Genomic DNA, 25548 nt, shown 5'->3' on the forward strand with positions numbered 1-25548 from the left:
CCCGACGTGCGGTCGGGGGTTCCCCTAGGCTCCAGGGGCCATGATCCGTCGTCTCGTCGCCCTCGTCTTCGTCCTCGCCGTCGCCGCCGTGCTCCTGGCCGCCCTCTGGCCCCAGGCCGTCGGGCTGCAGCGCGTCTTCCCGGTCGGTCAGGTGGTGTCGTTCCGCCTCGTCGCCGGGGCCGTCGCGATCGTCCTGGTGGTGCTGCTGCTCGTGCTCGGCCTGGTCGCGCGGCCGATCCGGTCGCTCACGGCGAGCGCGGCCGTGCTGCTGCTCGTGTTCGGCGTCCTCTCGGCGGGCGTCGTGACGGCTCGCGGCCTGGGCCGCACCGACTTCGTCGAGAAGACGCCCACCGACGTCACCGTGCTGTCGTGGAACACCCTCGGCGCGGCGACCGGGGCCGACGCCGTCGTCGCCCTCGCGACCGAGGTCGGTGCCGACGTGATCGCCCTGCCCGAGACCCGCCAGGAGGTCGGCGTCGCCGTCGCCGAGGCCATGGCCGCCGCCGGCAAGCCCATGTGGGTGCACACGGTGGCCTACGACCAGATCGCGAGCGGCCGCTCGACGACGCTCCTGATCAGTGCCGCGCTGGGCGACTACCAGGTCGCGATCGGTGACGACGGCACCACCGACGCACGGACGACGCCCGTCCTCCCGACGGTCGTCGCGACACCCGTGTCGGGCGAGGGCCCCACGATCGTCGCCGCCCATCCCGTGTCGCCGACGCCCGAGCACATGGGGCAGTGGCGTGCCGGCCTGGGGTACCTCGCCGACGTCTGCCGGTCGGGGAACGTGATCATGGCGGGTGACTTCAACGCCACCCTCGACCACATGGCCGGGCTCGGCACCGACGGTGGAGCGCTCGGCGCCTGCCGCGATGCCGCCGAGGCGACCGCGAACGCCGGCGTCGGGACCTGGCCGACCGACGTCCCTCCCCTCCTCGGTGCGCCGATCGACCACGTCATGGCCACCGAGCAGTGGCTGCCGACCGGCTTCCGGGTCGTGACCGAGCTCGACGACGCCGGCAGCGACCACCGGGCGGTCGTCGCCCAGCTCAGTCGCACGGGAGCCTGAGCCCACCGACTGGGCGTCCGGCCCGTTTGGCGGGACAATGGTGGGCATGGCAGATCAGAAGGCGCCGCGCGCGACCACCAACCGCTCCACCACCCCCGGGTCGGACACGTTCAAGGACTACATCTCGTCGCAGTGGGCCGACCGCCCCGACGTCCTCTCCGAGCCGCGTGAGCAGGCGCCGTTCGCCGCCGACCGTCGCGCGCGGCTGTCCGCGCTGCACCCGGGCACCCGCCTGGTCGTGCCGGCCGGCTCCGCCAAGGTCCGGTCCAACGACTGCGACTACCCCTTCCGTGCGCACTCGGCGTTCTCGCACCTGACGGGCTGGGGTTCCGACACCGTGCCCGGTTCGGTGCTCGTGCTCGAGCCCACGGCCGAGGGCCACGACGCCACCCTGTACCTGAGGGCGAGCGCCGGGCGTGACTCGGACGAGTTCTACGCCAACCCCGAGATCGGCGAGTTCTGGATCGGCCCGCGCCCGTCGTTGACGCAGGTCGCCGCCGACCTGGGTCTCGCCACGCGTGACCTGGCCGACTTCGAGGCCGTGGTCGGCACCATCGACGCCGGCACCCTCGTCGTCCGCGAAGCCGACCCCGACCTGACCCGCCGTCTCGACGCCGTCGTCGAGGCCGCCGCCGAGCAGTCCCCCGTCTCGGCGGGGACGACGGCCGTCGTGACCCCCGACGACGACCGCCACCGCGAGCGGGCGACCTCCGCCGACCTGGCCCGTGACCTGAGCGAGCTGCGTCTCGTCAAGGACGCGTACGAGGTCGCGCAGATGCGTCAGGCCGTGACGGTGACGGGCAAGGGGTTCACCGACGTGATCGCCGACTTCGACGACATCGTCGCGCACCCGCGCGGCGAGCGGCTCGTCGAGGGCACCTTCAACCGTCGGGCCCGCGCCGACGGCAACACGGTCGGCTACGACACGATCGCCGCGTCGGGCGACCACGGCTGCGTCCTGCACTGGACCCGCAACGACGGCGTCGTCCGCGACGGCGACCTCATCCTCATCGATGCGGGCATCGAACTCGACAGCCTCTACACGGCCGACATCACCCGCACGCTGCCCGTCTCGGGCCGGTTCACCGACGTGCAACGTCTCGTGTACGAAGCCGTGCTCGAGGCGGCCGACGCGGCGTTCGCGATCGTGCGTCCGGGCATCGCGTTCCGCGAGATCCACGCGACGGCCATGAAGGTCATCGCCGAACGCACCGCCGAATGGGGCTTCCTGCCGGTGTCCGCCGAGGAGTCGCTGCAGCCCGACCACCAGTACCACCGTCGGTACATGGTGCACGGCACGAGCCACCACCTCGGCATCGACGTGCACGACTGCGCCGCCGCCCGCCGCGACCTCTACCTCGACGGCGTGCTCGAGCCCGGCATGGTGTTCACCATCGAACCCGGCCTGTACTTCCAGCCCGACGACCTCACCGTGCCCGAGGAGTTCCGCGGCATCGGCGTGCGCATCGAGGACGACATCCTCGTGACCGCCGACGGGGCCGAGAACCTCTCGGTGGGCATCCCCCGCACGGTCGCCGACGTCGAGGCGTGGATCTCCCGCGACTGAGGTCCGACACCGAAGGGCCCCGGGTGCGTCGCACCCGGGGCCCTTCGCCCGTTCACACCCCGATCAGCGAGGCAGGGTCATCGACCGTCGGACGACGAGTCGCCGTCCGGGGCCGACGTGTCGTCGGTCTCGGACGGTGTCCCGTCACGTCGCCGGCCGGTGACGATGGCCACGACCACACCGGCGGCGGCCAGCACGACGATCGCGACCGCGATGCCGATGACGAGTCCGGCGTTCACCGAGCCCGACTCGGGCGCAGCCGACGGCGTCGCCACGGTGTCGTCACCCGGGGTCGCCATGGTCGTCATCTCGGGCTCGGACGAGGCCGAGGGCGAGGCCGCCCCGGTCTCGTCACCGGTGGGGGCGCCGGCACCGCCAGCCGCGCCTCCTGCACTGCCGCAGCTCGGACGGGTCGGCGAGCCTGCCCCCTCCGCGGTGCCCGCGGCGGGGGCGTAGGTGAACGGGACGGCGTCCGAGACCGTGTGGCCGTCGGCCGAGACGGCCTGGTAGGTCATCGTGTAGGCGCCGGGCGACCCGAGCGCGACACCGGTCGTCAGCGTCGGTCCCGAGGTCGTCGAGCAGCCGTCCTCATAGTGCAGACCGGCGGCGTCCGTCACCTCGAGCACGTTCGAGCTGCCGGTGCCCGAGAGGTCGAGGATCACGTCGTTGAACGTGATCGACACGGTCGCCGGGGACGAGTCGACGGTCGAGCCCGCGGCCGGCGTGCTGCTCACGACGTAGTCGTGCGCCGCGGCCGATCCCGCCGGTACGAGGGCGAGGGCACCGACCGCGGTACCCAGCCCGGCCGTCACGAGGACGCCGAGGAGGCGCGGTGTCCGCGAGCGCGCGGCCGTCACGCGTCCACCCCGCCGTTCGTCGAGGTGCGGGACGCGGTCGCCCGGGGCCGACGGGTCAGCGCGACGACCGAGACGACGAGCGCCAGCGCACCCAGGGCGAGACCGCCGATGCCCAGGCCGATCGAGAGCGGTCCGACCGCGCCGTCGCCGGAGCCCGACGCCGAGTCGCCGGAGGTGCCGACACCCGCGGTCGTCGCGTCATCGTCCGTCGCGTGGCCGGCGTGCTCGTCGGCCGGCGGCGCGTCGTTGACGTAGAGGGTCGGTGCGGGGTGCTCGGGCTCTTCTCCCGAGGCGGGAGTCGCGTCGGCCCAGTCGACCACCGTGCCGTCCGAGTAGCGCTGGTGGGCCGGCAGCGCGATCGACCCGGTGTCGGGCACCGCACCGGCCGAGATGACGAACTGCTGGAACTGTCCGGGTGCGATCTGCGTGTCGCCCTCGGCCGTCCAGGTCACCTGCGTCGGCGCCTCGGTGATCGTCGTGCCGTCGAGCTCGACCGGCTCGGGCAACGTGCTGGTGGTGACCTCGGTGGTCCACCCCGGGAGGGGCTCGTACGACACCGAGGTGAACGGGGTGTCGGTGGGCAGGTCGACGACGAGCCCGACGGTGCCCGCGGTCGCCGACTCGTTCGGCACCTTGAAGGTCAACGTCTCGTACGACCCGGCCTCGGCCTGACCGGGCTCGACGTGGACGTGGGCCGAGGCCGCGAGGGGCGCGGCCAACGCGAGCAGGGCGGCGGCGCCGAGGGCCGCTGCCGAACGGGCGACGACGGCGGACGACCGGGGACGGTGGGACGCGACGGAAATGGGGTTGGTGCTGCGGTTCATGGATCTGGTCCTCTCGATCGCGAGTGCGATCGGTCTGCGGTGCATGACGATGGGGCCCGACGGCGCGACGGGCGCGTCCGACGGGGTCACCGGCGACGGAGGTCGGCGGTGTGCGGGGTCAGGCAGGGCAGGGTGGACCGCGACGGGGTCGGGCCGTGAGGTGTCGTCGGCCGGGCGGGCGCGGACGGACGCCGACCGGAGTCGGCGGGCGCCGGACGACGGGCGCCTCGGGCCGATGCCCGGCGGTCAGGAGGCGCGCGACGGCCAGACCGCGGACGGCCAGTCGGACGAGGGCCCACGCGGCGCCCTCGCCACGCCGGAGGGCGACGATCGTGACCACGGCCGCGAGCGCGTGGGCCAGCCACATGGCGGGGCCCCCCATGACCATGGCCTGGCCGACGCCACCACCGGACGCGGCCCCGTCGGCGATCGTCGAGATCACGAATGCGGAGTGGTGCCCGCCTGTCGCCGAGGCGCCCCCGCCGTCCGAGGCTCCGAGGGAGAACAGCAGGTGGAACGCGACCTGGCTGAGCGCGACCGCGACGGCGAGCCTCACGGTCGAGAGGTGCACGCCCGCCAGGGCGATCGAGACGGGTACGGCCACGGCCAGGGCGAGGACGACGCCGAGCAGGCCGGGCTCCATGCCACCGCCGGCCACGTGGGAGAAGGCAGCGACCAGGGTCGAGGCACCGGCGGTCAGCCAACCACGCGCGAAGCGCTCGGCCCGGGTGGCCGTCGTGGAGGGGTCGCGGGGTGCCATGTCGACACCAGGGTACGTCAGCGGCGCGGGGTCTCGGGACGCGCGAGGATCTCGTGCGCCCGCCCGGAGACCTCGGGGTCGACCACGATCTGGTAGTTCGACGCGAGCACCTGGTGCGTCGAGGTGAAGTCACGGCGGCGGCGGGTGATCGCGAAGCTGACGATGCCGTAGAGCATGCCGAAGCCGGCTCCGAGCAGGGCGGCCGCCCCGACGGTGGCCGCGGTGGCGGTCTCGGTCGCGAAGACGAGCATGACGAGCCCGAAGAAGACGCCGAGCCAGAGTCCGGTCACGGCCCCGGCCAGCGCGGCGCGCCCGTAGCTCAGTCGACCGGTGACCCGTTCGACGGTCTTGAGGTCGTTGCCGATGATCGCCAGCCGCTTGATCGGGAACTCGGCCTGTGACAGCCGGTCGACCACGCGCTGCGCCTCGGGATACGTGTCGTAGGTGCCGAGGACGTCGCCCCGCGGCAGGGTGGGCACCATCGGCGGGCGGCGGCCCACGGGGCCCGGGTTCGTCATCCCTGCATTAAACACGGTGCCCCTGCCGGGCACCCGTCGGCGGCGACCCCGCGAGCGACTAAATTGGACGCGTGAGTGCAACCAGAGTCTTCGTCGCCCGGCTGGCCGGTTGCTCCGTCTTCGACCCCGCGGGCGACAAGGTCGGCAAGGTGCGCGACGTGCTGGTGGTCTACCGCCGCACCGGGGCGCCGCGCGTGGTGGGCCTCGTCGTCGAGGTCCCCGGCAAGCGCCGGGTCTTCGTGGGGATCGGACGCGTCACGAGCATCGGCTCGGGCCAGATCATCACGAACGGCGTCATCACGCTCCGCCGCTTCGAGCAGCGTGGCGGCGAGACACGGGTCATCGCCGACCTGCTCGGTCGTCGCGTGTCGTTCCGGCACGGTGGCGGCCACGCCACCATCGAGGACGTGGCGATCGACGAGGTGAGCGAGGGCGACTGGGAGGTCGGCCAGCTCTTCCTGCGCAAGCCCAAGACGTCGCCGTCGCCGTTCGTCAAGGCGCCGACGGCGTTCGCGGCGTGGGACGACGTCGTCGAGGAGGCCGGACCGGGCGAGGCGCAGAGCGCCGAGCACCTGATCGCCGCGTACTCCGACCTCGTGCCCGCGGACCTCGCGAACACCCTGCTCGACCTCACGCCCGAGCGGCGGCTCGAGGTCGCCGGCGAACTGTCCGACGACCGCCTCGCTGACGTGCTCGAAGAGCTGCCCGAGGCCGAGCAGGTCGAGATCTTCACGGGCCTCGACGACCACCGTGCGGCGAGCGTCCTCGACCAGATGCAGCCCGACGACGCGGCCGACCTCATCGCCCAGCTGCCCGACGAACGCACCGAGCAGCTGCTCACGCTGATGGAGCCCGACGAGGCCGACGACGTGCGCATGCTGCTCAGCTACGACTCCGACACCGCCGGCGGACTGATGACGACCGAGCCCGTCATCGTCTCGGCCGACGCCACGGTCGCCGAGGGCCTCGCCCTGATCCGTCGTCACGAACTGGCCCCGGCGCTCGGCGCGGCGGTCTGCGTCGTCCTGCCACCCTACGAACCGCCCACCGGCCGGTTCCTCGGCATGGTGCACTTCCAGCGGATGCTCCGTTACCCGCCGAACGAGCGCCTGGGGACGATCCTCGACCAGACCACCGAACCGGTCCGCGTCGACGCCACGGCCCTCGAGGTCACGCGGGTCATGGCGACCTACAACCTCGTCTCGGTCCCCGTCGTCGACTCGGCGCACCGCCTCGTCGGCGTCGTCACCATCGACGACGTCCTCGACCACGTCCTGCCCGACGACTGGCGCAGTCAGGACCCCGACCAACCGCTGACCCCGAGCCGACCGCGTGGCCGCGCCCGTCGCCCCGCGATCGGCCAGAGCACGAGGAGCGACGATGGCCCGCGATAACCGCAACGACGTCCGCCTCGACGCCCCCAAGGGTCTGCGCCCCCGCGTGCTGCCCGGGCGCAAGCGGGTCAGCAGCGACCGCTTCGGTCGGGCGACCGAGTCCATCGCCCGGGGCATGGGCACGCCCTACTTCCTGATCGCCCTCACCCTGTTCTGCGTCGTCTGGATGATCTACAACACGGTCGCCCCGATCGACATCCGCTTCGACAGCGCCGCGATCGGCTTCACGGCGCTGACGCTGATCCTGTCGCTGCAGGCGTCGTACGCCGCTCCCCTCATCCTGCTCGCGCAGAACCGGCAGGACGACCGCGACCGCGTGCAGTTCGAACAGGACCGTCAGCGCGCCGAACGCAACCTGGCCGACACCGAGTACCTGGCCCGCGAGGTCGTCGCGCTCCGGATCGCGATCCGCGACATGGCCAGCAAGGACTTCATCCGGGCCGAGCTCCGCTCGCTGCTCGACGAGCTCGACCGGCGCGACGACGACGAGAGCCCCGCGGTCGAGCCGACCCGCACCTCCTCGTCGTCACGACGCGACGCCCGGCGCGACGGCCACCACCGTGGCTGAGCCGGTCGCCGCCACCCGCCCCGCGAGGCCGGACGACGTCCGTCGCGCGCTCGCGCGGGTGCTCGACCCCGAGATCCGCAAGCCCGTCACCGAACTCGACATGATCGGTGACGTCGTCGTCGACGCAGGAGGCGCGGCGACGGTGGCCGTCAAGCTCACGATCGTGGGGTGCCCGGCAGCCGACACGATCGAACGCGACGTCCGCGAGGCCACGGCCTCGGTGACCGGCGTCACCGACGTCACCGTCGACGTGACCGTCATGACCAAGGACGAGCGACACGCCCTCACCGAGAAGCTGCGGGCGGGCCGGGCGGCGCGCGGCATGCAGTTCGGGCCCGACACGCTGACCCGGGTGTACGCCGTCACGAGCGGCAAGGGCGGGGTGGGGAAGTCCACCGTGACCGCCAACCTCGCGGTCGCCCTCGCGGCCCGGGGCCTCGCCGTCGGCATCGTCGACGCCGACGTGTACGGCTTCAGCATCCCCGGACTCCTCGGCCTCGTCGGCCCCGACGGCGCCTCGGTGAAGCCCACCCGCGTCGACGACATGATCCTGCCGCCCGTCGCCCACGGCGTGAAGGTCATCTCGATCGGCATGTTCGTCGACGACGCCTCGACCGCCGTCGCCTGGCGCGGGCCGATGCTGCACCGGACGATCCAGCAGTTCCTGACCGACGTGTACTTCGGCGACCTCGACGTGTTGTTGCTCGACCTGCCGCCCGGGACGGGCGACGTCGCCATCTCGGTGGGGCAGTTGCTGCCGCACGCCGAGGTGCTGGTCGTCACGACCCCTCAACCGGCCGCCGCCGACGTCGCCGAGCGCAGCGGGCTCGTGGCACGCCAGACGGGTCAGCGGTTGCTCGGGGTCGTCGAGAACATGGCAGGTCTGCCCCAGGCCGACGGCAGCGTCCTCGAGCTCTTCGGCTCCGGTGGTGGCGTCGAGACCGCCCGCCGACTGTCGTCCGGTCAAGAGGCCGAGGTGCCGTTGCTCGCCAGCGTGCCGCTCAGTCTGGGCCTGCGCCAGGGGGGCGACGACGGCGTACCGGTCGTGCTCGCCGCTCCCGACGATCCTGCGGCCACGGCCATCGACGAGCTGGCGGGCCGACTGGCGGTGCGGGCCCGGGGGTTGGCCGGCCGGAAGCTCGGACTCAGCGTCACCTGACCGGGGTCGAGCACCCCGGACGTGCAGAAAGGGCACCTCGCGTGGCGAGGTGCCCTTTCGTCACAGCGTCTCGCCCGAGGGGCGGCGACGTGCTCGTGCCGCACCCCAGCACGGAGGCGGCACACGCGGTGACGGCACGCTCAGGAGGGAGACGCGCCGACCACCGCGAAGCGGACTAGGACCAGCGGTTGTAGGTCTTGGTCGGGATGGCGCGGAAACCGTCTCGGGCGACCGAGACGAGCGAGCCGGCGATTCCGACGACTGCGGCGATGGCGAGGACGATGATTCCGGTGAGCATGGGGGACTCTTTTCTGGCGCGGTTCGACGCGCGATTCTGCGTGGTGGGATGGATTCGCCACCGAGCCCGGGACCAGGTCGACCGGAGCTCGGGAGCGCTACGACGCGCTCCGGGGACTCCTCAATGATGCGCCCCGAGAAGCGGTAGATCAATCTCACGTTTCTACCGAAACAGCGTAGATTTGCTACATGGATGTCAAGCGTCTCGAACTGCTCCGCGAACTCGCCGAACGAGGCAGCGTGGCCGCCGTCGCCCGAGCCACCCACCGCACCCCGAGTGCCGTCTCGCAGCAGCTCAAGGTGCTCGAGCGCGAGGCGGGCGTGGCGTTGACCGAGCGGGTGGGACGCGGCATCGTGCTCACCGGCTCCGGGCGCGTGCTGGCCCAGACGGCCACCGACGTCGCCGTGGCACTGGAACGCGCCCAGGCCGTCTGGGACGACTTCGTCGCCACCCCCCAGGGCGAGGTCACGCTGGCCACCTTCCCCACGGGAGGACAAATGCTGCTGCCGGGGCTGCTGCGCACGGTGGCCGAGACCCCCGGCCTGGTGGTCGTCGCGAGCGACCACGACCCGTCGATCCGCGAGTTCCCCGAGCTGGCCGCCGACCACGACGTCGTCGTGGCGCACTCGTCCGACGACAAGCCGTGGCCCGGACGCGGACTCGTCACCGTCCCCCTGTTGACCGAGCCCCTCGACATCGCCCTGCCCGCCGACCACCGTCTCGCCGGTCGCGCCTCGCTCGCACCCGGCGACCTCGAGGGCGAGAACTGGATCGGCGTCCCGCACGACTTCCCGTTCGAGTGGGTCTACCGCGAGATCGAGCGCGTGACCGGCAGCCCCGTCCGCGTCGCCCAGCGCTTCAGCGACACCAAGGTGACCGAGTCGCTCGTCGGGGCCGGCCTCGGCATCGCCGTACTGCCGCGCTTCACCGCCAAGGACGCCCGGGACGACATGGTGCTCGTGCCGCTCGAGAGCATCCGGGCCGTGCGCTGGGTGTCCGCCGTGATGCGGCGCGACCGGGCCGAGCGTCCCTCGGTGCGACGGGTCGTCGACGCGCTCAGGGCCGAGGCCTCACGCGTGGCGGCACTGCACGGAGGCGTCTGACCATCACGCCGCCCACGGGCCGCGTGGCGACCGAGTGAGGGGCTGGGGGCGAGGAGCCACGGGACGGCAGACCACGAGGCGGGCGACGAGGTCAGGAGGCGCGGTGCCGCAGGCGGGTCAGGTCGCCTCGGAGTCGTACGGCGGCACCTCGCCCGTCGCGAGCGGCACCACCTGTGCGGGGGAACGACCCCCCGGCAATCCTGCGGACACAGCCGCGGCGGCGGCACCGGCCGTCGCCATGCTCGGCGCCGAGGGCTTGGGGGCGCCATCCGTGCCGTCGAGCAAGGCGTCGCGGATGATGCGCCGCGGGTCGTACTGACGGGGGTCGAGCTTCTGCCACTCGACATCGTCGAACTCGGGGCCCATCTCGTCGCGCATGCGCGTCTTCGCGCCGTTGGCCATGTCGCGCACCGTCCGGACGAGCTGGGCGAGCTTCGCCGCGTAGCCGGGCAGTCGTTCGGGACCGAGCAGGAAGACCGCGAGCACACCGATGATGAGCAGCTTGTCGAACGTCAGACCGAACATGGACACGCAAGCAGACTAACCGGTGACGACTCGGGGAACCCCCTAGAGTTGGCCTTTCGAGGAGTGGGTGTGTCGCAGATAGAGTCAAGTTGGAAGTTCGCGGAAGAACTCGTCACCGAGAGCGACGCGATCGCCGAGGCTCGACAGCATTCGTTGGAGGTCGGGGTCGAGGCCGTCTCGCCGGCGGTCGGCGCCCAGCTCGCGGTCGTCGCCGCCGCCTCGAACGCCTCGTCGATCATCGAGGTCGGTACGGGCCTGGGCGTCAGCGGGCTCTGGTTGCTCTCGGGCGCCCCCGCGGCCGTCCTGACGACCATCGACCGCGAGATCGAGCACCAGCAGGCCGCCCGGGACGCCTACCTGCAGGCGGGTATCCCTGCCAGCCGCTTCCGCATGATCGCCGGCCGTGCCGCCGACGTGTTGCCCCGGATGAACGAGAACTCGTACGACATCGTCTTCGTCGACGCCGACCCCGGCTCGGTCATCGAGTACGTCGAGCACGGCCTGCGCCTCGCCCGCCCGGGCGGACTCGTCCTCGTCGCGCACGCACTCTGGCACGGACGGGTGGCCAATCCCGCCGTCCGCGACAGCACGACCACGGGCTTCCGCACCTTGCTGACCGAGGTGTCCACCTCACCGGCCGTGATCAGCTCGCTCTCGACGGCGGGCGACGGGCTGCTCTCGCTGATCAAGCGGTGACGCTCCCCCGCCGGGCTCCCTGCCCGTGCAGCAGGCAACCGGCGCGGTAGCCAGCGCACGGAGGCGGGCACGCGCACGGACGCCCCGCGCGCCGCAGGTGCGGCGGGCGGGGCGTCCGGGGTTATTAAGGAGGCGGCCGACTAGGCGCTGACGACGCCGGCGAGGGCGTCGTGCAACTCTTTGGCTTCGTCGTCGTTGACCGACACCACGAGGCGTCCCCCACCCTCGAGCGGAACACGCACGATGATGAGACGGCCCTCCTTAACGGCTTCCATAGGCCCGTCGCCGGTCCTCGGCTTCATGGCTGCCATCAGATAGTCCCCTTTCGCAAGTTGCTGGTCCCATTATCCGTGATTTCGGGCCCCCGACCTAAACGACGCCGTTCCCCGGCCGATCACGGCGGCGTCCAGTCGTACCCGTTCACCCACCAGCAGTAGTAGAGCCACACCCACTGTGCCGCCACGAACACGGCGACGAGCAGCGCCCGGTAGACCTTCGAGCGCGGCACCGCGAGGACGCCCAGCAGGGGGAAGAGCGGCATCAGGAGCCGGAAGGTGCTGGACTGCGGGAAGAACACCGCCAGCAGGTAGAGCCCGTAGGCGACGCCCCACAGCCTCAGGTCGGTGCTCGTCCGGCGTGCCCACGGCGACAGCAGCAGGGCTCCGAACGCCACGAGCGTGACCACGAGGAGGGCGATGCCGGAACCACCCGGAAACCACCAGTTCGCCCCGTCGACCCACGGGGTGAACGGCACGAGCGGTCCGTAGCCGATGTAGGGCGCCCGCCAGGCGAGTTCGGTCTCGGTGTACGCACCCGGCACGCCCGTGACCGCGCCGGCGACGACGAGCCAGGCGACGCCGAACACGCCCGTGGCCGCCGCCGACACCGCCACCCGGACGCGCTCGCGCACCGGGAAGGGATCGTCGTGCCGGCGCCACCAGCGCAGCAACCCGTGCAGACCGATCGCCAGGGCGAGCGGAAGGGCTCCAGGTCGCGTGAAGGACATGATCAGCACGACCGGCAGCATCGCCAGGTACTGCCGCCGCACCAGCATGAGCAGGCTCGCGCAGAGCAGCAGCAGGAACATCGACTCGGCGTAGGCCACCTGCAGCAGCGGCGACAGGGGCGCCACGCAGAACAGGACGACCGCGAACAACGAGGTCGACTCGGGCAGCGCGTGCCGCATGAGGCGGTAGAACAACAGGGCCGTCCCCGCGGCGCAGGCGACCGACACGACGACGGCCAGCGTCGCGAACGGCAGGCCCGTCAGGCCCATCAGCCCACGGACGACGAACGGGTAGGCGGGCATGAACGCCCAGGCGTTCTCTCCGACGTGGCCGTCGCCGGTGATGGGGAGGTCGCGCGGGTATCCCACCACGGCGATGATGTTGTACCAGTGACCGTCCCAGATCGTGGCGAAGCTGCCGTAGTCCGGGCTCGCGAGGGTCCACGCGTTGGCCTGCTGGGCACCGGCGAAGGTGAGCAGCGCGATCGTGCTGACGGCGCGCGACAGGACGAACACCACGAGCACCCGGGCCCACCACGGCGTGAGCCGGTAGCGCAGCAAGAGGGGCCTCGACGCCGAGGTCGGTCGTCGGGGATCGTGCCGCGTCGACGGGGACGAGGAGGCGCGACTCGCGTCGTCGACGGTCAGGCCGTCAGCCACGCCCGCAGTCCGCGCTCGTTGTCGAGGATCTGCTGCACGGGCACCCGCTCGTCGTCGTGGTGGGCCAGCATCGGGTCACCGGGACCGTAGTTGACCGCGGGGACGCCGAGCGCGGAGAACCGCGCGACGTCCGTCCACCCGTACTTGGGCTTGGCCTCGCCGCCCACGGCACGCAGGAACTGCTGTGCCAGCGGGGCGTCCAGACCGGGCCGGGCCCCGGGGGCGAGGTCGACGATCGTGACGTCGAAGCCCTCGAAGAGCTCGCGGACGTGGGCGACGGCCTCGTCGCCGCTGCGGCTCGGGGCGAACCGGTAGTTGACGTGCACCATGCACTCGTCGGGGATGACGTTGCCGGCCACGCCGCCCGTGATGCCCACGGCGTTGAGGCCCTCGCGATAGACGAGCCCGTCGACCTCGACCTCTCGCGCCTCGTAGGCCGCCAGCACGTCGAGGATCGGCGCGGCCTTGTGGATGGCGTTGTCGCCGACCCACGAGCGGGCGCTGTGCGAACGGGCGCCGAAGGTGCGGATCTCGGCGCGCAGGTTGCCGTTGCAGCCCCCCTCGACCCCGCTGTTGCTCGGTTCGCCCAGGACGGCGAAGTCGCCGGCCAACAGGTCGGGTCGGACGCGCGCGAGGCGGCCCAGGCCGTTCAGGGCGTCGGAGACCTCTTCGTGGTCGTACCAGACCCAGGTGACGTCGACGCCGGGCTCGGTCAACTCGACCGCGAGCCTGAGGTGGACGGCACAGCCGGCCTTCATGTCGACGGTGCCGCGACCCCAGAGGTAGTCGACCCCGTCCTCGGTCTCGTAGCGCGTGGGCACATTGTCGTTGATCGGCACCGTGTCGATGTGACCGGCGATGACGACCCGCGAGGCCCGGCCGAGCCGGGTCCGGGCGACGATCGCGTCGCCGTCGCGGAACAACTCGAGGTGGTCGCAACCGTCGAGCGTGGCCCAGATCTCGTCGGCGACGAGGCGTTCGTCGCCCGACTCCGACCGGATGTCGCAGAGCTGCCTGGTGACGTCGACGGGCGAGACGGAGAGGTCGATCGGTGCCATGCGGGCGAGTTTACGGGGCCAGGGCACGGGTCACCTCCGAAGCGGTCCGTCGGCGGCTGCCGATACGCTCGGGTCCATGACTTCCGACGCCACCGCCACCGCCCCGACCCACGCCTACGGGTACGGCCTCGCGACCGTCTCGCACGGCGGCACCACGCTCGACACCTGGTTCCCCTCCCCCCGGCTCGGCACCCTCCCGGCCGACCGCGACCCCGAGATCGTCCCGGCCGAGCTGGCCGACGCGGCCGGTCCCGACGAGCGCCGCGCGGTCGACCTCGTCCCGGTGACCGTCGAGATCGACCTGAGCGCGCCTCCTGCGTCCACGCCCGACGCGTACCTGCGACTGCACCTGCTGAGCCACCTCCTCGTCGAGCCCAACACGGTCAACCTCGACGGCGTGTTCGCGCACCTGCCCATCGTCACCTGGACGAACGCGGGGCCGGTCCACCCCGACGACTTCGCACGGCTCCGTCCGAGGCTGCAGCGTGCCGGCATCGTCGCGACCGGCATCGACAAGTTCCCCCGCATGCTCGACTACGTCTCGCCCGACCGCGTCCGCATCGCCGACGCGTCGCGGGTGAGGCTCGGTGCCCACCTGGCCCCCGGCACCACGGTCATGCACGAGGGGTTCGTGAACTTCAACGCGGGCACGCTCGGGTCGTCGATGGTCGAGGGCCGCATCTCCCAGGGCGTCGTCGTGGGTGACGGGTCCGACATCGGCGGCGGAGCCTCGATCATGGGCACGCTGTCGGGCGGCGGCACCCAGCGGGTGACGATCGGCGCCCGCGCCCTGCTCGGCGCCAACGCCGGCATCGGCATCGCGATCGGCGACGACACCGTCGTCGAGGCCGGCCTCTACGTGACGGCGGGCACCAAGGTCGTCGTCGTGGGCGGCACCCCGACCAACGACGGTTCGCCGCAGACGGTCAAGGCCGTCGAGCTCTCGGGCCAGCCGGGCTTGCTCTTCCGCCGCAACTCGCTGACCGGCGCCGTCGAGGTGCTGCCCCGCAAGGGCCACGGCATCACGCTGAACTCGCAGCTGCACGCGTAGGTCTTCGACGAGCACCACGACCGAAAGGGGTGGGCACGAATCCAGGTCTGAACCCGGCGTCGTGCCCACCCCCTCGCGTCGTGCCGATCGTTCCGGCGGACTAGCGCTGCGGCCAATCGCGTTCGGTCGCGCCCAGGTACAACTGCTGGGGGCGGCCGATCTTGGTCGTCGGGTCGGTGTTCATCTCGCGCCAGTGGGCGATCCAGCCGGGGAGGCGACCGATGGCGAAGAGCACCGTGAACATGCGGGGCGGGAACCCCATCGCCTTGTAGATGACGCCCGTGTAGAAGTCGACGTTCGGGTAGAGCTTGCGCTCGACGAAGTAGTCGTCGGCCAGGGCGATGCCCTCGAGCTCCATCGCGATGTCGAGCAGGTCGTCCTTCACGCCGAGCGACTCGAGCACCTCGGTGGCGCTCTCCTTGACGAGCTTGGCGCGCGGGTCGTAGTTCTTGTAGACCCGGTGGCCGAAGCCCATCAGCTTGACGCCGGCCTCTTTGTTCTTGACCCGCTCGACGAAGCGCTCGACACCCTGCCCGCTGTCGCGGATCTCGGCGAGCATCTTGAGGACGGCCTCGTTGGCCCCGCCGTGCAGCGGCCCGTAGAGGGCGCTGATGCCCGCCGAGATCGACGAGAACATGTTGGCCTGCGTCGAGCCGACGAGACGCACGGTCGAGGTCGACGCGTTCTGTTCGTGGTCCTCGTGGAGGATGAGCAGGCGTTCGAGCGCCTTCGACAGGACGGGGTTCACCTCGTACGGCTCGGCCATCGTGCCGAAGTTCAGCTTGAGGAAGTTGTCGACGAAGCTGAGCGAGTTGTCGGGGTAGAGGAACGCCTGGCCGAGGCTCTTCTTGTGTGCGTACGCCGCGATGACCGGCAGCTTCGCCAGCAGTCGGACGGTCTGGAGCTCGACCTGCTCGGGATCGTGCACGCTCATGCTGTCTTCGTAGAACGTCGACAGTGCGCCGACCGCGCTCGACAGCACCGACATCGGGTGGGCGTTGTGCGGCAGGGCGTCGAAGAAGCGGCGCAGGTCTTCGTGCAGCAGCGTGTGCCGCCGGATGCGCGCGTCGAAGTCGGCGAGCTGGTCGGGGGTGGGCAGTTCGCCGTAGATCAACAGCCAGGCCGTCTCGAGGTAGGTCGAGTTCTCGGCGACTTGTTCGATCGGATAGCCCCGGTAGCGCAGGATGCCCTGATCACCGTCGATGTAGGTGATCGTGCTTCGGGCGTTGGAGGTGTTCACGAAACCCGTGTCGAGGGTCGTGTAACCGGTCTGCTTGGTGAACGTCGAGATGTCGATCGCCGAGGCACCCTCGGTGCTCGCGACGATCGGGAACTCGGCTGTTCCCCCCGGGAACTGCAGCGTGGCCTTCTGGGCGTCGTTGGCAGTGTCAGTCACCCGGTCAGCCTAGCGGTCAGCCGCCGAGTCGCCCCACGGCGGCGTCGATGCGCTCGTCGGTCGTCGTGAGTGCCACGCGGACGTGGCGATCACCGGCGGGCCCGTAGAACGACCCCGGGGCGACGAGCACGCCACGCTCGGCGAGCCAGGACACCGAGGCCCAGGCGTCCTCGTCCCGCGTGGCCCAGAGGTACAGGCCGGCCTCGCTGCGGTCGATGCGGAACCCCGCTGCCTCGAGAGCGGGCAGGAGGCGCGCTCGGCGGGCCGCGTACCGCGCCTTCTGCTCGACCACGTGGGCCTCGTCGGCCAGGGCGACGACCATGGCCTGCTGCACCGGGGCCGGCGGCATGAGGCCCGCGTGCTTGCGCACGGCGAGGAGCTGCCCGAGCACGTGGTCGCAGCCCGCGACGAAGCCCGCGCGGTACCCGGCGAGATTCGACTGCTTGCTGAGCGAGTAGACCGAGACGACGCCGCGGAGGTCGTCGCCGACCACGCGTGGGTCGAGGATGCAGGGCGTGGGGCGGTCGGCCCACTCGCCCGTCCACCCGAGTTCGGCATAGCACTCGTCGCCGGCGATCACGGCACCGAGTTCACGCGCACGGGCGACGGCGGCGCGGAGAGCCTCGAAGCCCAGCACGGCCCCGTCGGGGTTGCCCGGGCTGTTCAACCAGATCAGCTTCGTCGAGACGGGCCACTCGGCCGGGTCGTCGGAGGCGAGGGCCGTCGCTCCGACGAGGGCGGCGCCGAGCGCGTAGGTCGGGTAGGCGTTCGTCGGGTAGACCACCGTGTCGCCCGGACCGATGCCCAGCCAGAGAGCCATGCCAGCGATGAGTTCTTTCGAGCCGATGGTCGGCAGGACGTTCGCGTCGCCGAGTCCGGTCACCCCTCGGCGGCGCGCGTACCACTCCGAGATGGCCGACCGCAGGGCCGGGGTGCCGGCGACCTGCGGGTACGAGTGGGCGTCGGTCGCGACCGCGAGGGCCTCACGGACGACCTCGGGCGTCGGATCGACGGGCGAACCGACGCTGAGGTCGACGATGCCTCCGGGGTGGCGCCGAGCGGTGGCCGCGTACGGCACCAGGGCGTCCCAGGGGAACTCGGGCAGGTCGAGCGCCACGGGGGCCGTCCTAGGCGCCGGCGCCCTGAGGGGGCAGCGCCGAGATCACGGGGTGGTCCTTGGCGATGACGCCGACCTTGGCCGCGCCACCGGGCGAGCCGATCTCGTCGAAGAACTCGACGTTGGCCTTGTAGTACTCGGCCCACTTGTCGGGCAGGTCGTCTTCGTAGTAGATGGCCTCGACCGGGCAGACGGGCTCGCACGCACCGCAGTCGACGCATTCGTCGGGGTGGATGTAGAGCGAGCGTTCGCCCTCGTAGATGCAGTCGACGGGGCACTCGTCGATGCAGGCACGGTCTTTGACATCGACACAAGGAAGTGCGATCACGTACGTCACGTCTGGGGGGTTCCCTTCGCGTCGGGCAGGGCGTCCAGCTTATCGTCTGCCGGCTGTGCCTCGACCGAGGAGGCGCGGGCCGCGTCGCGGGGCGGCGTCGCTCCCCCGGCGGCCGGGCCCCGCAATCGCGGCCACCCGAGCACCACGAGGCAGATCAGGAACACTCCGCCGAGCCAGACCAGGGCGGGCGTGTTGTCGGGCACGAGGATCGACCCCCCGGGACTCGCCTGCCACAGGACGACGAGCGCCCCGACGAGACCGACGGCGGCGGCCCCGGCCATCGCCCGCGAGCCGAAGACCGAGCGGAGACCGGCGAGGAGCGTGAGGCTCATGAGCAACGAGAGCACGAGCCCGGACCAGAACGGCGAGCCGGCGACGGTGATCGTCGACTGGTGCATGACGGTGCCGATGGTGCCGAACACGGCCCCGGCGGCGAGCGCCAGGACGAGCGCGACGACGCGTCCGCCCGTCGTCATCCGGGCCATCTCGGAATCGCCCTCGTCCACCGTCGGCTCGGGCACGAAGCGGAACGACTCGCGGACCGTCACGGGCTCGACGGCGCCGTGGGGGAACCGGATGCCGGCCCGGCCACCCGGGAGGTCGACGACCTCGACCTGACTGCGGTGGTCGCGGAGTGCGGCGAGCTTGCGAGGAGCCACGTGACGCGTGTCGGTCGTCAGCACGGTGTCGTCGGTGGCGAGGGCCTCGGCCTCCGCCCCCACGGCCGACTCGGCACCGGCCACGATCGCGAAGAACGGCACGCCGACGAGGCGGGCGGCACGTACGGCGACCCGGTTGGCCCGGACGTGGTCGGGGTGGTGGTACCCGCCGTCCTCGTCGTAGCTGATGATCGCGGTCGGGCGCACGGACTGGACGACGGCCGACAGGTCGCTCACGACCTCGCCGAACTCGGCGGCGCAGAATGCGGCGGGGTGCAGGTCGGGCGTCGGCCCGGCCACGCCGTCCGACCGCCAGACCATGCCGCTGTCGCGATAGACCCGTTCGGGGAGCCCCGGCGTGCGGGCACCGGCCGAACCGAGGAACCGGTGGTCGTCGACGCCGAGGTCTCGCATGGCGGCGGCGATCTCGCCCTCGCGGTGGACGGCGAGGGCGGCCTGGTCGGCCCGGAGGGCGGCGAGGTCGTCGGGTATCACCTCGCCCAGTTCGCCCCGGGTGCAGGTCACGACGGTGACCGCGGCACCGGCCTCGACCATCGCGGCGATGGTGCCACCCGTGGTGATGGTCTCGTCGTCGGGGTGGGCGTGGACGAAGAGCACGCGCTCGAGCCGAGGGTCGCCGGCGGTCGAGGGCGACGCGGGCGTCGGCGAGGCGGAGGAGTTCATCACTGGACAGGATATGCCGCGCCGCACTACTGTCGGTCTGGCTCAGGGTGCCCTAAGTGAGGTTAGCCTAACCATACCAGCCCGTTCGGTCCCTTTGCGGTCCGACCGGTCGACCGCGTCCCTGATCCTCATCCTGCTCGACGACGAGCTCCACTCCCCCGAGAAAGCCGTCCCCGTGCTCGCCAACTACCTCATCGGACTCCGAGAGGGCCTCGAGGCCGCTCTCGTGGTCGGAATCCTCATCGCCTACGTGGTCAAGGTCGGCCGACGCGACGTCCTCCCCCGCCTCTGGCTGGGCGTGGGCGCCGCGGTCGTCCTCTCGCTCGGCCTCGGCGCCGTGCTCACCTTCGGCACCTACGGGCTGACCTTCCAGGCCCAGGAGATCATCGGTGGCGGTCTCTCGATCGTGGCCGTGGGCTTCGTGACCTGGATGGTCTTCTGGATGGCCCGCACCGCGCGCGGCCTGCGCGGCGAACTCGAGTCGGGCCTCGAGCGGGCCCTCGGCGGCGGCGCCTGGGCGGTCGTCGCACTGGCCTTCCTCTCGGTCGGTCGCGAGGGCATCGAGACCGCTCTCTTCGTCTGGGCCACCGTGCAGTCGACCGGTGGCGGCGCGACGCCGCTGGTGGGCGCGCTCCTCGGCATCGTCACGGCGGTCGCCGTCCAGGTGGCGATCTACCGTGGCGTGGTCCGCCTCGACGTCGCCCGGTTCTTCCGGGTGACCGGCTACTTCCTCGTCGTCGTCGCGGCGGGCGTCCTCGCCTACGGGGTGGGCGACCTCCAGGAGGCGTCCGTGCTGCCGGGCCGCTCCTCCCTGGCCTTCGACGTGAGCGCTGCCGTTCCGCCGACCAGCTGGTACGGCACCCTGCTCCAGGGGCTCGTCAACTTCACCCCGACGCCGAGCTGGCTGCAGGTCGTCGTCTGGCTCGCCTACCTCGCCGTCGTCGTCCCCCTCTTCGTGCGGGCGATCCGCCGACGTCGACCCGGTACCACGACCCCGTCCGGCTCGTCCGCGACCCTCGGCACGTCCGCCCCCTCGACCACCCCGTCACCCCGCACCGCAGGAGCATCACGATGATCGCCAGCCCCCTCCGCCCCCTCGCCGTCGCCTCGGGCGTCGCCGCCCTCGCGCTGGCCCTGACCGGCTGCGTCGCGAACGCTCCCGCCGGCTCCTCCGCGGCCACCGCCGTGACCGTCGACGGCTCCGACGACACGTGTTCGCTCTCGACCACCTCGGTCCCGAGCGGCCCCGTCACGTTCACCATGACGAACACCGGCAGCGACAACAGCGAGTTCGAACTGCTCGCCGACGACGGTCTCCGCATCATCAGCGAGAAGGAGAACATCGGCCCCGGCACGACGGGCTCGATGACGGTCTCGGTGCCGGCCGGCGACTACTACACCGCCTGCGTCCCGGGACTCGTCGGAGAAGGCGTCCGCGCCTCCTTCACGGTGACCGACTCGGGCGCGGCCGTCGAGGCGACGGGCAGCGAGAAGCAGCAGATCGACGCCGCGGCGACGGCGTACGTGGGCTACGTGAAGGACCAGACCGGGCAGCTCGTCACGGCGACCGACGAGTTCCTCGCCGCGTACACCGCCGGCGACGACGAGAAGGCCCGGTCGCTCTACCCGTCGGCGCGGGCGCACTACGAGCGCATCGAGCCGGTGGCCGAGTCGTTCGGCGACCTCGACCCGAAGATCGACTTCCGCGAGGCCGACGTCGAAGCCGGCACCGAGTGGACCGGATGGCACCGCATCGAGAAGGACCTCTGGCAGCCCGCGGCGTCCGAGAACGGAGGCGCGGCGTACGTCCCCCTGACGGCCGACGAACGTGCCCACTACGCCGGCCTGCTGACGAGCGACACGAAGGACCTCTACGACGAGGTCACCGCGGACGACTTCACGGTCGGGATCGACGCGATCGCCAACGGCGCGGTCGGCCTGATGGACGAGGTGGCCACCGGCAAGATCACCGGCGAGGAAGAGATCTGGTCGCACACCGACCTCTACGACTTCCAGGGCAACCTCGAGGGCGCCCGGGTGGCGTTCGACGGCGTGCGCGACATCGTCGACCAGAAGGACCCCGAGCTGGCGACCTCCATCGACGACCGGCTGACGAAGGTCGAGACGCTGCTCGCGGGGTACGGCAGCCTCGACACGGGGTACCCGTCGTACACCGACCTGACCGACGCCGACAAGAAGAAGCTGTCGGATGCCGTCAACGCCCTCAGCGAGCCGCTCAGCGAGCTCACCTCCGCGCTGGTCGCCTGACGGTGACGGAGGGAGGCGGCCTCTCGCGCCGCGGTCTGCTGGGACTCGTCGGGACGGGCGTCGGAGCCGGCGTCCTCGGCCTCGGGGTCGGAATCGGCACGGACCGAGCCGTGCAGGCCCACGCCGACGGGTCCTCCGGGGCCTCGGCGTCGTACCCGTTCTTCGGTCGGCACCAGTCGGGCATCGTCACCGCCGCGCAGGACCGCCTGCACTTCGCCTCGTTCGACGTCGCGGACGGGGTCTCCCGCGCCGAACTCGTCGAGCTGCTGAAGGACTGGAGCTACGCCGCGTCGAGGCTGACGGCCGGCCTCGACGTCAGCCCGACGGGCGCCACGGGCGGCAGCCCCCTGGCGCCGCCGGACGACACGGGCGAGGCCACGGGTCTGCCCGCGGCCGGGCTGACCGTGACGATCGGGTTCGGTCCGTCGCTGTTCACCACGAGCGACGGCACCGACCGTTTCGGGCTCGCCTCGAAGCGGCCTCCAGCCCTCGTCGACCTGCCCCACTTCTCGGGCGACCAGCTCGTGGCGGCCGCGAGCGGCGGCGACCTGTGCGTACAGGCCTGCAGCGACGACCCGCAGGTCGCGGTGCACGCGATCCGCAACCTCTCGCGGATCGCCTTCGGCCGCGCCTCCTTGCGGTGGTCGCAGCTGGGATTCGGTCGGACCTCGTCGACGACCCGTGGCCAGACGACGCCCCGCAACCTCTTCGGCTTCAAGGACGGCACGGCCAACGTCAAGGCCGAGGACGTCACCGCGGTGGACGACGGCGTCTGGGCGACCGCGTCCGACGGCGCCGGGTGGATGAGCGGCGGCTCGTACCTCGTCGCGCGCAAGATCCGCATGACGATCGAGACGTGGGACCACGCCTCGCTGGCCGAGCAGCAGACGGTCGTGGGTCGGGACAAGGGCGAGGGGGCTCCGCTCTCGGGCGGCACCGAGTTCACGGCCCCCGATTTCGCCGTCGCCGGCCCGACCGGTGGCGGGCCGGCCATCGCACCCGACTCGCACGTCGCCCTGGCGCACCCCCAGAACAACGACGGGGCCACGCTGCTGCGCCGTGGCTACAACTTCGTCGACGGCAACGACGAACTCGGCCGCCTCAATGCCGGGCTGTTCTTCATCGCCTTCAACCGGGACCCGCGGCGGCAGTACGTGCCCATCCAGCAGGCGCTGTCGCGGAACGACCGGATGAACGAGTACGTGAAGCACGTCGGATCGGGCGTCTTCGCCGTTCCACCGGGGGCGTCGCAGGACGGCTGGGTGGGCGAGACCCTCTTCGCCTGACGCGACCGTCGGGCCTCGGGACCCGCGCAGTCCGTCGGGAGGCGCCGCGGTCGCTCAGACGGACGTGACGACGTAGGTGGCGATCGCCTGGCCCTCGCTGTCGGTCGAGACGGTGAGCACGACGCGGTAGGCGGTACCCGTGAACGTGCCGAAGCCGCTCTCGGCGTCGGTGTCGACCCCGGAGGCCGTGAACCCGGCGGCCTCGAGCTGCTGCTGGGCGACGGTGAACTGGTCGGCACCCGAGACGGCGATCTGGGCGATCCAGCCGGTGCCGTCGGGACCGGCTCCCCCACCGCGGGTCGTCCCGGGGACGAGCGGGACCTCGGTCGGGAAGCTCGCGGGCAGGGTGCCGTCGGTCGTGATGCCGGCCCCGTTCAGCGCCTCCCCGGCGGCGTCCTCGACGGCCTTCTGCGCCGTGCCCTTGAGGCTCTCGATGCCGCTGTCGACCGCGCCACCCACGATGTTGTCGACGGGCGAGCCCGCGCCGCAGGCGGTGAGGCCGGTCACGAGGCCGGCCGCCAGCGCGAGCGTGGCGGCGGAGCGGGCGAGGGTCGTCTTCTGGATCAGCACCTCGCGAGGCTAACCGGGGTCGCTGAGGGCGGGCGTGGAACGTGCCGACGATGCACGAAGGAGGCGGCCCGCATTACTGCGGACCGCCTCCTCGGCGGGTGGTGCGGTGGAGCGGTGCTGCTTACGCGTTCTGCTTCTTCAGGCGAGCGGTGCTGCGCTGGCGGGCGCTGGCGTCGAGCTCGACCTTGCGGATGCGGATGGCGTCGGGGGTGACCTCGACGCACTCGTCGTCACCGGCGAACTCGAGGGCCTCTTCGAGCGAGAGCACCTTGGAGGGCGTCATCGACTCGAAGTTGTCGGCCGTCGACTGACGCATGTTGGTCAGCTTCTTCTCTTTGGTGATGTTGACGTCCATGTCGTCGGCGCGCGAGTTCTCGCCCACGACCATGCCCTCGTAGACCTCTTCGGTCGGCTGCACGAAGAACGACATGCGCTCCTGCAGGTTGATGATCGCGAAGGGGGTGACGACGCCGGAGCGGTCGGCGATGATCGAACCGTTGGTGCGGGTCGAGATCTCGCCGGCCCAGGGGCCGTAGCCGTGGCTGATGCCGTTGGCGATGCCGGTGCCGCGCGTGTCGGTGAGGAACTGCGTGCGGAAGCCGATCAGGCCGCGCGAGGGGACGATGAACTCCATGCGGACCCAGCCCGAGCCGTGGTTCGCCATGTTCTCCATGCGGCCCTTGCGGGCGGCCATGAGCTGCGTGACGGCGCCGAGGTACTCGTCGGGCACGTCGATGGTCATGTGCTCGAACGGCTCCTGGAGCTTGCCGTTCTCGTCACGACGCGTGACGACCTGCGGCTTGCCGACGGTGAGCTCGAAGCCCTCACGGCGCATCTGCTCGACGAGGATGGCCAGCGCGAGCTCGCCACGACCCTGGACCTCCCACGCGTCGGGACGACCGACGTCGAGGACCTTGAGCGAGACGTTGCCGACCAGTTCGCGGTCGAGGCGGTCCTTGACCATGCGGGCGGTCAGCTTGTGGCCCTTGACCTTGCCGATGATCGGCGAGGTGTTCGTGCCGATGGTCATCGAGATGGCCGGGTCGTCGACCGTGATGGTCGGCAGCGGGCGCACGTCGTCCGGGTCGGACAGCGTCTCGCCGATGGTGATGGTGTCGAAGCCGGCGACGGCGACGATGTCGCCGGGGCCCGCGCTCTCGGCGGGGTAGCGGCTGAGGGCCTTCGTGATCAGCAGCTCGGTGATCCGTGCGTTCTGGACGGAGCCGTCGGACTTGACCCAGGCGACCGTCTGGCCCTTCTGCAGGGTGCCGTGGAAGACGCGGAGGAGCGCGAGACGACCGAGGAACGGCGAGGCGTCGAGGTTGGTGACGTGCGCCTGAAGGGGGTGCTCGTCGTCGTAGCGCGGTGCCGGCACGTGCGTGAGGATCGCCTCGAAGAGGGGCTCGAGGTCGGGGTTGTCGGGCAGCGAGCCGTCGTCGGGCTTGTTCGTCGACGCGGCGCCGTTGCGACCCGAGGCGTAGACCACGGGGACGTTGAGGATGGCGTCGAGGTCGAGGTCGTCGACCTCTTCGCTCAGGTCGCTGGCGAGACCGAGGAGGAGGTCCTGGCTCTCGGCGACGACCTCGTCGATGCGCGCGTCGGGGCGGTCGGTCTTGTTGACCAGCAGGATGACGGGCAGCTTGGCCGCGAGGGCCTTGCGCAGCACGAAGCGCGTCTGGGGCAGAGGGCCCTCGGACGCGTCGACGAGCAGCACGACGCCGTCGACCATCGACAGGCCGCGCTCGACCTCGCCGCCGAAGTCGGCGTGGCCGGGGGTGTCGATGACGTTGATGGTGATGGGGCCGTCGGTCGCGTGGGCACCGTTGTAGAGCACCGAGGTGTTCTTCGCGAGGATCGTGATGCCCTTCTCGCGCTCGAGCTCGTTGCCGTCCATCATGCGGTCTTCGGTGTCGAAGTGCGCGTCGAACGAGTTGGTCTGCTTGAGCATGGCGTCGACGAGGGTCGTCTTGCCGTGGTCGACGTGGGCCACGATCGCCACGTTGCGCAGGTCGCTGCGGATGGCAGTCGCCATGGATGTATTCCTTACGAGAAGAGAGAGGGGGAAGTGGTCGGGTCGGAGCCCGGCGGGAACAGTCTACGGCACGTGGTAAAGGG

General features: G+C 71.5%; 26 protein-coding genes. 11 read left to right on the forward strand and 15 right to left on the reverse strand.

Translation table 11 applies throughout. From position 1 onward, the window contains the following. Positions 1-40 precede the first annotated feature (40 nt). Both HQQ78_RS09390 and HQQ78_RS09395 read left to right on the forward strand, forming a co-directional pair. On the forward strand, positions 41-1072 hold the full coding sequence (locus HQQ78_RS09390; RefSeq protein WP_173152734.1) for an endonuclease/exonuclease/phosphatase family protein: 1032 nt from the start codon (positions 41-43) through the stop codon (positions 1070-1072). A gap of 46 nt (positions 1073-1118) precedes the next feature. Then, the gene (locus HQQ78_RS09395) at positions 1119-2639 is read left to right on the forward strand and encodes an aminopeptidase P family protein (RefSeq protein WP_173152736.1); all 1521 of its coding nucleotides are present in this window, start codon (positions 1119-1121) and stop codon (positions 2637-2639) included. A gap of 77 nt (positions 2640-2716) precedes the next feature. Here the strand turns inward: HQQ78_RS09395 and HQQ78_RS09400 are convergent, their stop codons facing one another. The 4 genes from HQQ78_RS09400 to HQQ78_RS09415 all read right to left on the reverse strand — a co-directional run bounded on the left by HQQ78_RS09400 (position 2717) and on the right by HQQ78_RS09415 (position 5598). Next, the gene (locus HQQ78_RS09400) at positions 2717-3496 is read right to left on the reverse strand and encodes a copper resistance CopC family protein (RefSeq protein ID WP_236557028.1); all 780 of its coding nucleotides are present in this window, start codon (positions 3494-3496) and stop codon (positions 2717-2719) included. After that, the gene (locus HQQ78_RS09405; protein WP_173152738.1) at positions 3493-4320 is read right to left on the reverse strand and encodes a YcnI family protein; all 828 of its coding nucleotides are present in this window, start codon (positions 4318-4320) and stop codon (positions 3493-3495) included. The genes HQQ78_RS09400 and HQQ78_RS09405 overlap by 4 nt, the downstream gene beginning before the upstream one ends. Positions 4321-4438: 118 nt before the next feature. Further along, on the reverse strand, positions 4439-5080 hold the full coding sequence (locus HQQ78_RS09410; RefSeq protein ID WP_173152741.1) for a hypothetical protein: 642 nt from the start codon (positions 5078-5080) through the stop codon (positions 4439-4441). A gap of 17 nt (positions 5081-5097) precedes the next feature. Beyond that, a complete protein-coding gene (locus HQQ78_RS09415) occupies positions 5098-5598 on the reverse strand; it encodes a general stress protein (RefSeq protein ID WP_056048662.1) in 501 nt (166 codons plus the stop codon). A gap of 71 nt (positions 5599-5669) precedes the next feature. Here HQQ78_RS09415 and HQQ78_RS09420 point away from each other — a divergent pair, with 71 nt between their 5' ends. Genes HQQ78_RS09420 through HQQ78_RS09430 form a run of 3 tightly spaced genes read left to right on the forward strand, consistent with a single transcriptional unit; the run spans position 5670 to position 8719 of the window. Further along, positions 5670-6992 (forward strand): magnesium transporter MgtE N-terminal domain-containing protein, encoded by a 1323-nt coding sequence (locus HQQ78_RS09420; RefSeq protein ID WP_056048665.1) that lies wholly within the window; start codon positions 5670-5672, stop codon positions 6990-6992. After that, complete coding sequence (locus HQQ78_RS09425) at positions 6979-7560, forward strand: DUF1003 domain-containing protein (RefSeq protein ID WP_056048668.1); 582 nt, start codon at positions 6979-6981, stop codon at positions 7558-7560. The genes HQQ78_RS09420 and HQQ78_RS09425 overlap by 14 nt, the downstream gene beginning before the upstream one ends. Then, positions 7553-8719: an Mrp/NBP35 family ATP-binding protein gene (locus HQQ78_RS09430; RefSeq protein ID WP_371740479.1), complete on the forward strand. Its 1167-nt coding sequence runs from the start codon at positions 7553-7555 to the stop codon at positions 8717-8719. Before HQQ78_RS09425 ends, HQQ78_RS09430 begins: the two co-directional genes overlap by 8 nt. Positions 8720-8894: 175 nt before the next feature. Here the strand turns inward: HQQ78_RS09430 and HQQ78_RS16165 are convergent, their stop codons facing one another. After that, entirely contained in the window at positions 8895-9017 is a 123-nt protein-coding gene (locus HQQ78_RS16165; RefSeq protein WP_255350805.1) for a hypothetical protein, read from the reverse strand. Between the two features lie 188 nt (positions 9018-9205). On the opposite strand from HQQ78_RS16165, the gene HQQ78_RS09435 reads away from it, so the two are divergent. Continuing rightward, positions 9206-10120 (forward strand): LysR family transcriptional regulator, encoded by a 915-nt coding sequence (locus HQQ78_RS09435; protein ID WP_056048675.1) that lies wholly within the window; start codon positions 9206-9208, stop codon positions 10118-10120. 117 nt (positions 10121-10237) lie between these two features. Here the strand turns inward: HQQ78_RS09435 and HQQ78_RS09440 are convergent, their stop codons facing one another. Beyond that, positions 10238-10645: a hypothetical protein gene (locus HQQ78_RS09440; RefSeq protein WP_056048676.1), complete on the reverse strand. Its 408-nt coding sequence runs from the start codon at positions 10643-10645 to the stop codon at positions 10238-10240. A gap of 69 nt (positions 10646-10714) precedes the next feature. Here HQQ78_RS09440 and HQQ78_RS09445 point away from each other — a divergent pair, with 69 nt between their 5' ends. Next, the gene (locus tag HQQ78_RS09445) at positions 10715-11341 is read left to right on the forward strand and encodes an O-methyltransferase (protein WP_159827108.1); all 627 of its coding nucleotides are present in this window, start codon (positions 10715-10717) and stop codon (positions 11339-11341) included. Positions 11342-11481: 140 nt separating this feature from the next. On the opposite strand, the gene HQQ78_RS09450 is transcribed toward HQQ78_RS09445, so the two are convergent. The 3 genes from HQQ78_RS09450 to dapE all read right to left on the reverse strand — a co-directional run bounded on the left by HQQ78_RS09450 (position 11482) and on the right by dapE (position 14065). Then, on the reverse strand, positions 11482-11652 hold the full coding sequence (locus HQQ78_RS09450) for a DUF3117 domain-containing protein (RefSeq protein WP_071256769.1): 171 nt from the start codon (positions 11650-11652) through the stop codon (positions 11482-11484). An 83-nt stretch (positions 11653-11735) separates the two neighbouring features. After that, the gene (locus tag HQQ78_RS09455; protein WP_371740478.1) at positions 11736-13007 is read right to left on the reverse strand and encodes a hypothetical protein; all 1272 of its coding nucleotides are present in this window, start codon (positions 13005-13007) and stop codon (positions 11736-11738) included. Continuing rightward, entirely contained in the window at positions 12992-14065 is a 1074-nt protein-coding gene (gene dapE, locus HQQ78_RS09460) for a succinyl-diaminopimelate desuccinylase (protein WP_173152744.1), read from the reverse strand. The genes HQQ78_RS09455 and dapE overlap by 16 nt, the downstream gene beginning before the upstream one ends. A 76-nt stretch (positions 14066-14141) precedes the next feature. On the opposite strand from dapE, the gene dapD reads away from it, so the two are divergent. After that, a complete protein-coding gene (gene dapD, locus HQQ78_RS09465; protein ID WP_173152747.1) occupies positions 14142-15116 on the forward strand; it encodes a 2,3,4,5-tetrahydropyridine-2,6-dicarboxylate N-succinyltransferase in 975 nt (324 codons plus the stop codon). Between the two features lie 100 nt (positions 15117-15216). Here the strand turns inward: dapD and HQQ78_RS09470 are convergent, their stop codons facing one another. Genes HQQ78_RS09470 through HQQ78_RS09485 form a run of 4 tightly spaced genes read right to left on the reverse strand, consistent with a single transcriptional unit; the run spans position 15217 to position 19309 of the window. Then, on the reverse strand, positions 15217-16512 hold the full coding sequence (locus tag HQQ78_RS09470; protein ID WP_082460573.1) for a citrate synthase: 1296 nt from the start codon (positions 16510-16512) through the stop codon (positions 15217-15219). Between the two features lie 16 nt (positions 16513-16528). Then, on the reverse strand, positions 16529-17629 hold the full coding sequence (gene dapC / locus HQQ78_RS09475) for a succinyldiaminopimelate transaminase (RefSeq protein ID WP_173152750.1): 1101 nt from the start codon (positions 17627-17629) through the stop codon (positions 16529-16531). Positions 17630-17639: 10 nt separating this feature from the next. Then, on the reverse strand, positions 17640-17966 hold the full coding sequence (gene fdxA, locus HQQ78_RS09480; RefSeq protein WP_043595461.1) for a ferredoxin: 327 nt from the start codon (positions 17964-17966) through the stop codon (positions 17640-17642). Beyond that, positions 17963-19309: a PIG-L family deacetylase gene (locus tag HQQ78_RS09485; RefSeq protein WP_173152753.1), complete on the reverse strand. Its 1347-nt coding sequence runs from the start codon at positions 19307-19309 to the stop codon at positions 17963-17965. The genes fdxA and HQQ78_RS09485 overlap by 4 nt, the downstream gene beginning before the upstream one ends. A gap of 175 nt (positions 19310-19484) precedes the next feature. On the opposite strand from HQQ78_RS09485, the gene efeU reads away from it, so the two are divergent. Genes efeU through efeB form a run of 3 tightly spaced genes read left to right on the forward strand, consistent with a single transcriptional unit; the run spans position 19485 to position 22863 of the window. Then, positions 19485-20384, forward strand: a complete 900-nt coding sequence (gene efeU / locus HQQ78_RS09490) for an iron uptake transporter permease EfeU (RefSeq protein WP_173154758.1) — start codon at positions 19485-19487, stop codon at positions 20382-20384. Beyond that, positions 20381-21577 carry an iron uptake system protein EfeO gene (efeO, locus tag HQQ78_RS09495; RefSeq protein WP_056048703.1) on the forward strand — a complete coding sequence of 399 codons (1197 nt, stop codon included), beginning with the start codon at positions 20381-20383 and terminating at the stop codon, positions 21575-21577. The genes efeU and efeO overlap by 4 nt, the downstream gene beginning before the upstream one ends. Beyond that, positions 21574-22863: an iron uptake transporter deferrochelatase/peroxidase subunit gene (efeB, locus tag HQQ78_RS09500; protein ID WP_173154762.1), complete on the forward strand. Its 1290-nt coding sequence runs from the start codon at positions 21574-21576 to the stop codon at positions 22861-22863. The genes efeO and efeB overlap by 4 nt, the downstream gene beginning before the upstream one ends. Before the next feature lie 54 nt (positions 22864-22917). Here efeB and HQQ78_RS09505 read toward each other — a convergent pair whose 3' ends face one another. Both HQQ78_RS09505 and typA read right to left on the reverse strand, forming a co-directional pair. Beyond that, the gene (locus HQQ78_RS09505) at positions 22918-23433 is read right to left on the reverse strand and encodes a hypothetical protein (RefSeq protein ID WP_173152756.1); all 516 of its coding nucleotides are present in this window, start codon (positions 23431-23433) and stop codon (positions 22918-22920) included. A gap of 121 nt (positions 23434-23554) precedes the next feature. Further along, a complete protein-coding gene (typA, locus tag HQQ78_RS09510; protein WP_043595466.1) occupies positions 23555-25465 on the reverse strand; it encodes a translational GTPase TypA in 1911 nt (636 codons plus the stop codon). Positions 25466-25548: the final 83 nt, after the last annotated feature.

Source organism: Frigoribacterium sp. VKM Ac-2859 (assembly GCF_013204925.1).
GTDB lineage: Bacteria > Actinomycetota > Actinomycetes > Actinomycetales > Microbacteriaceae > Frigoribacterium.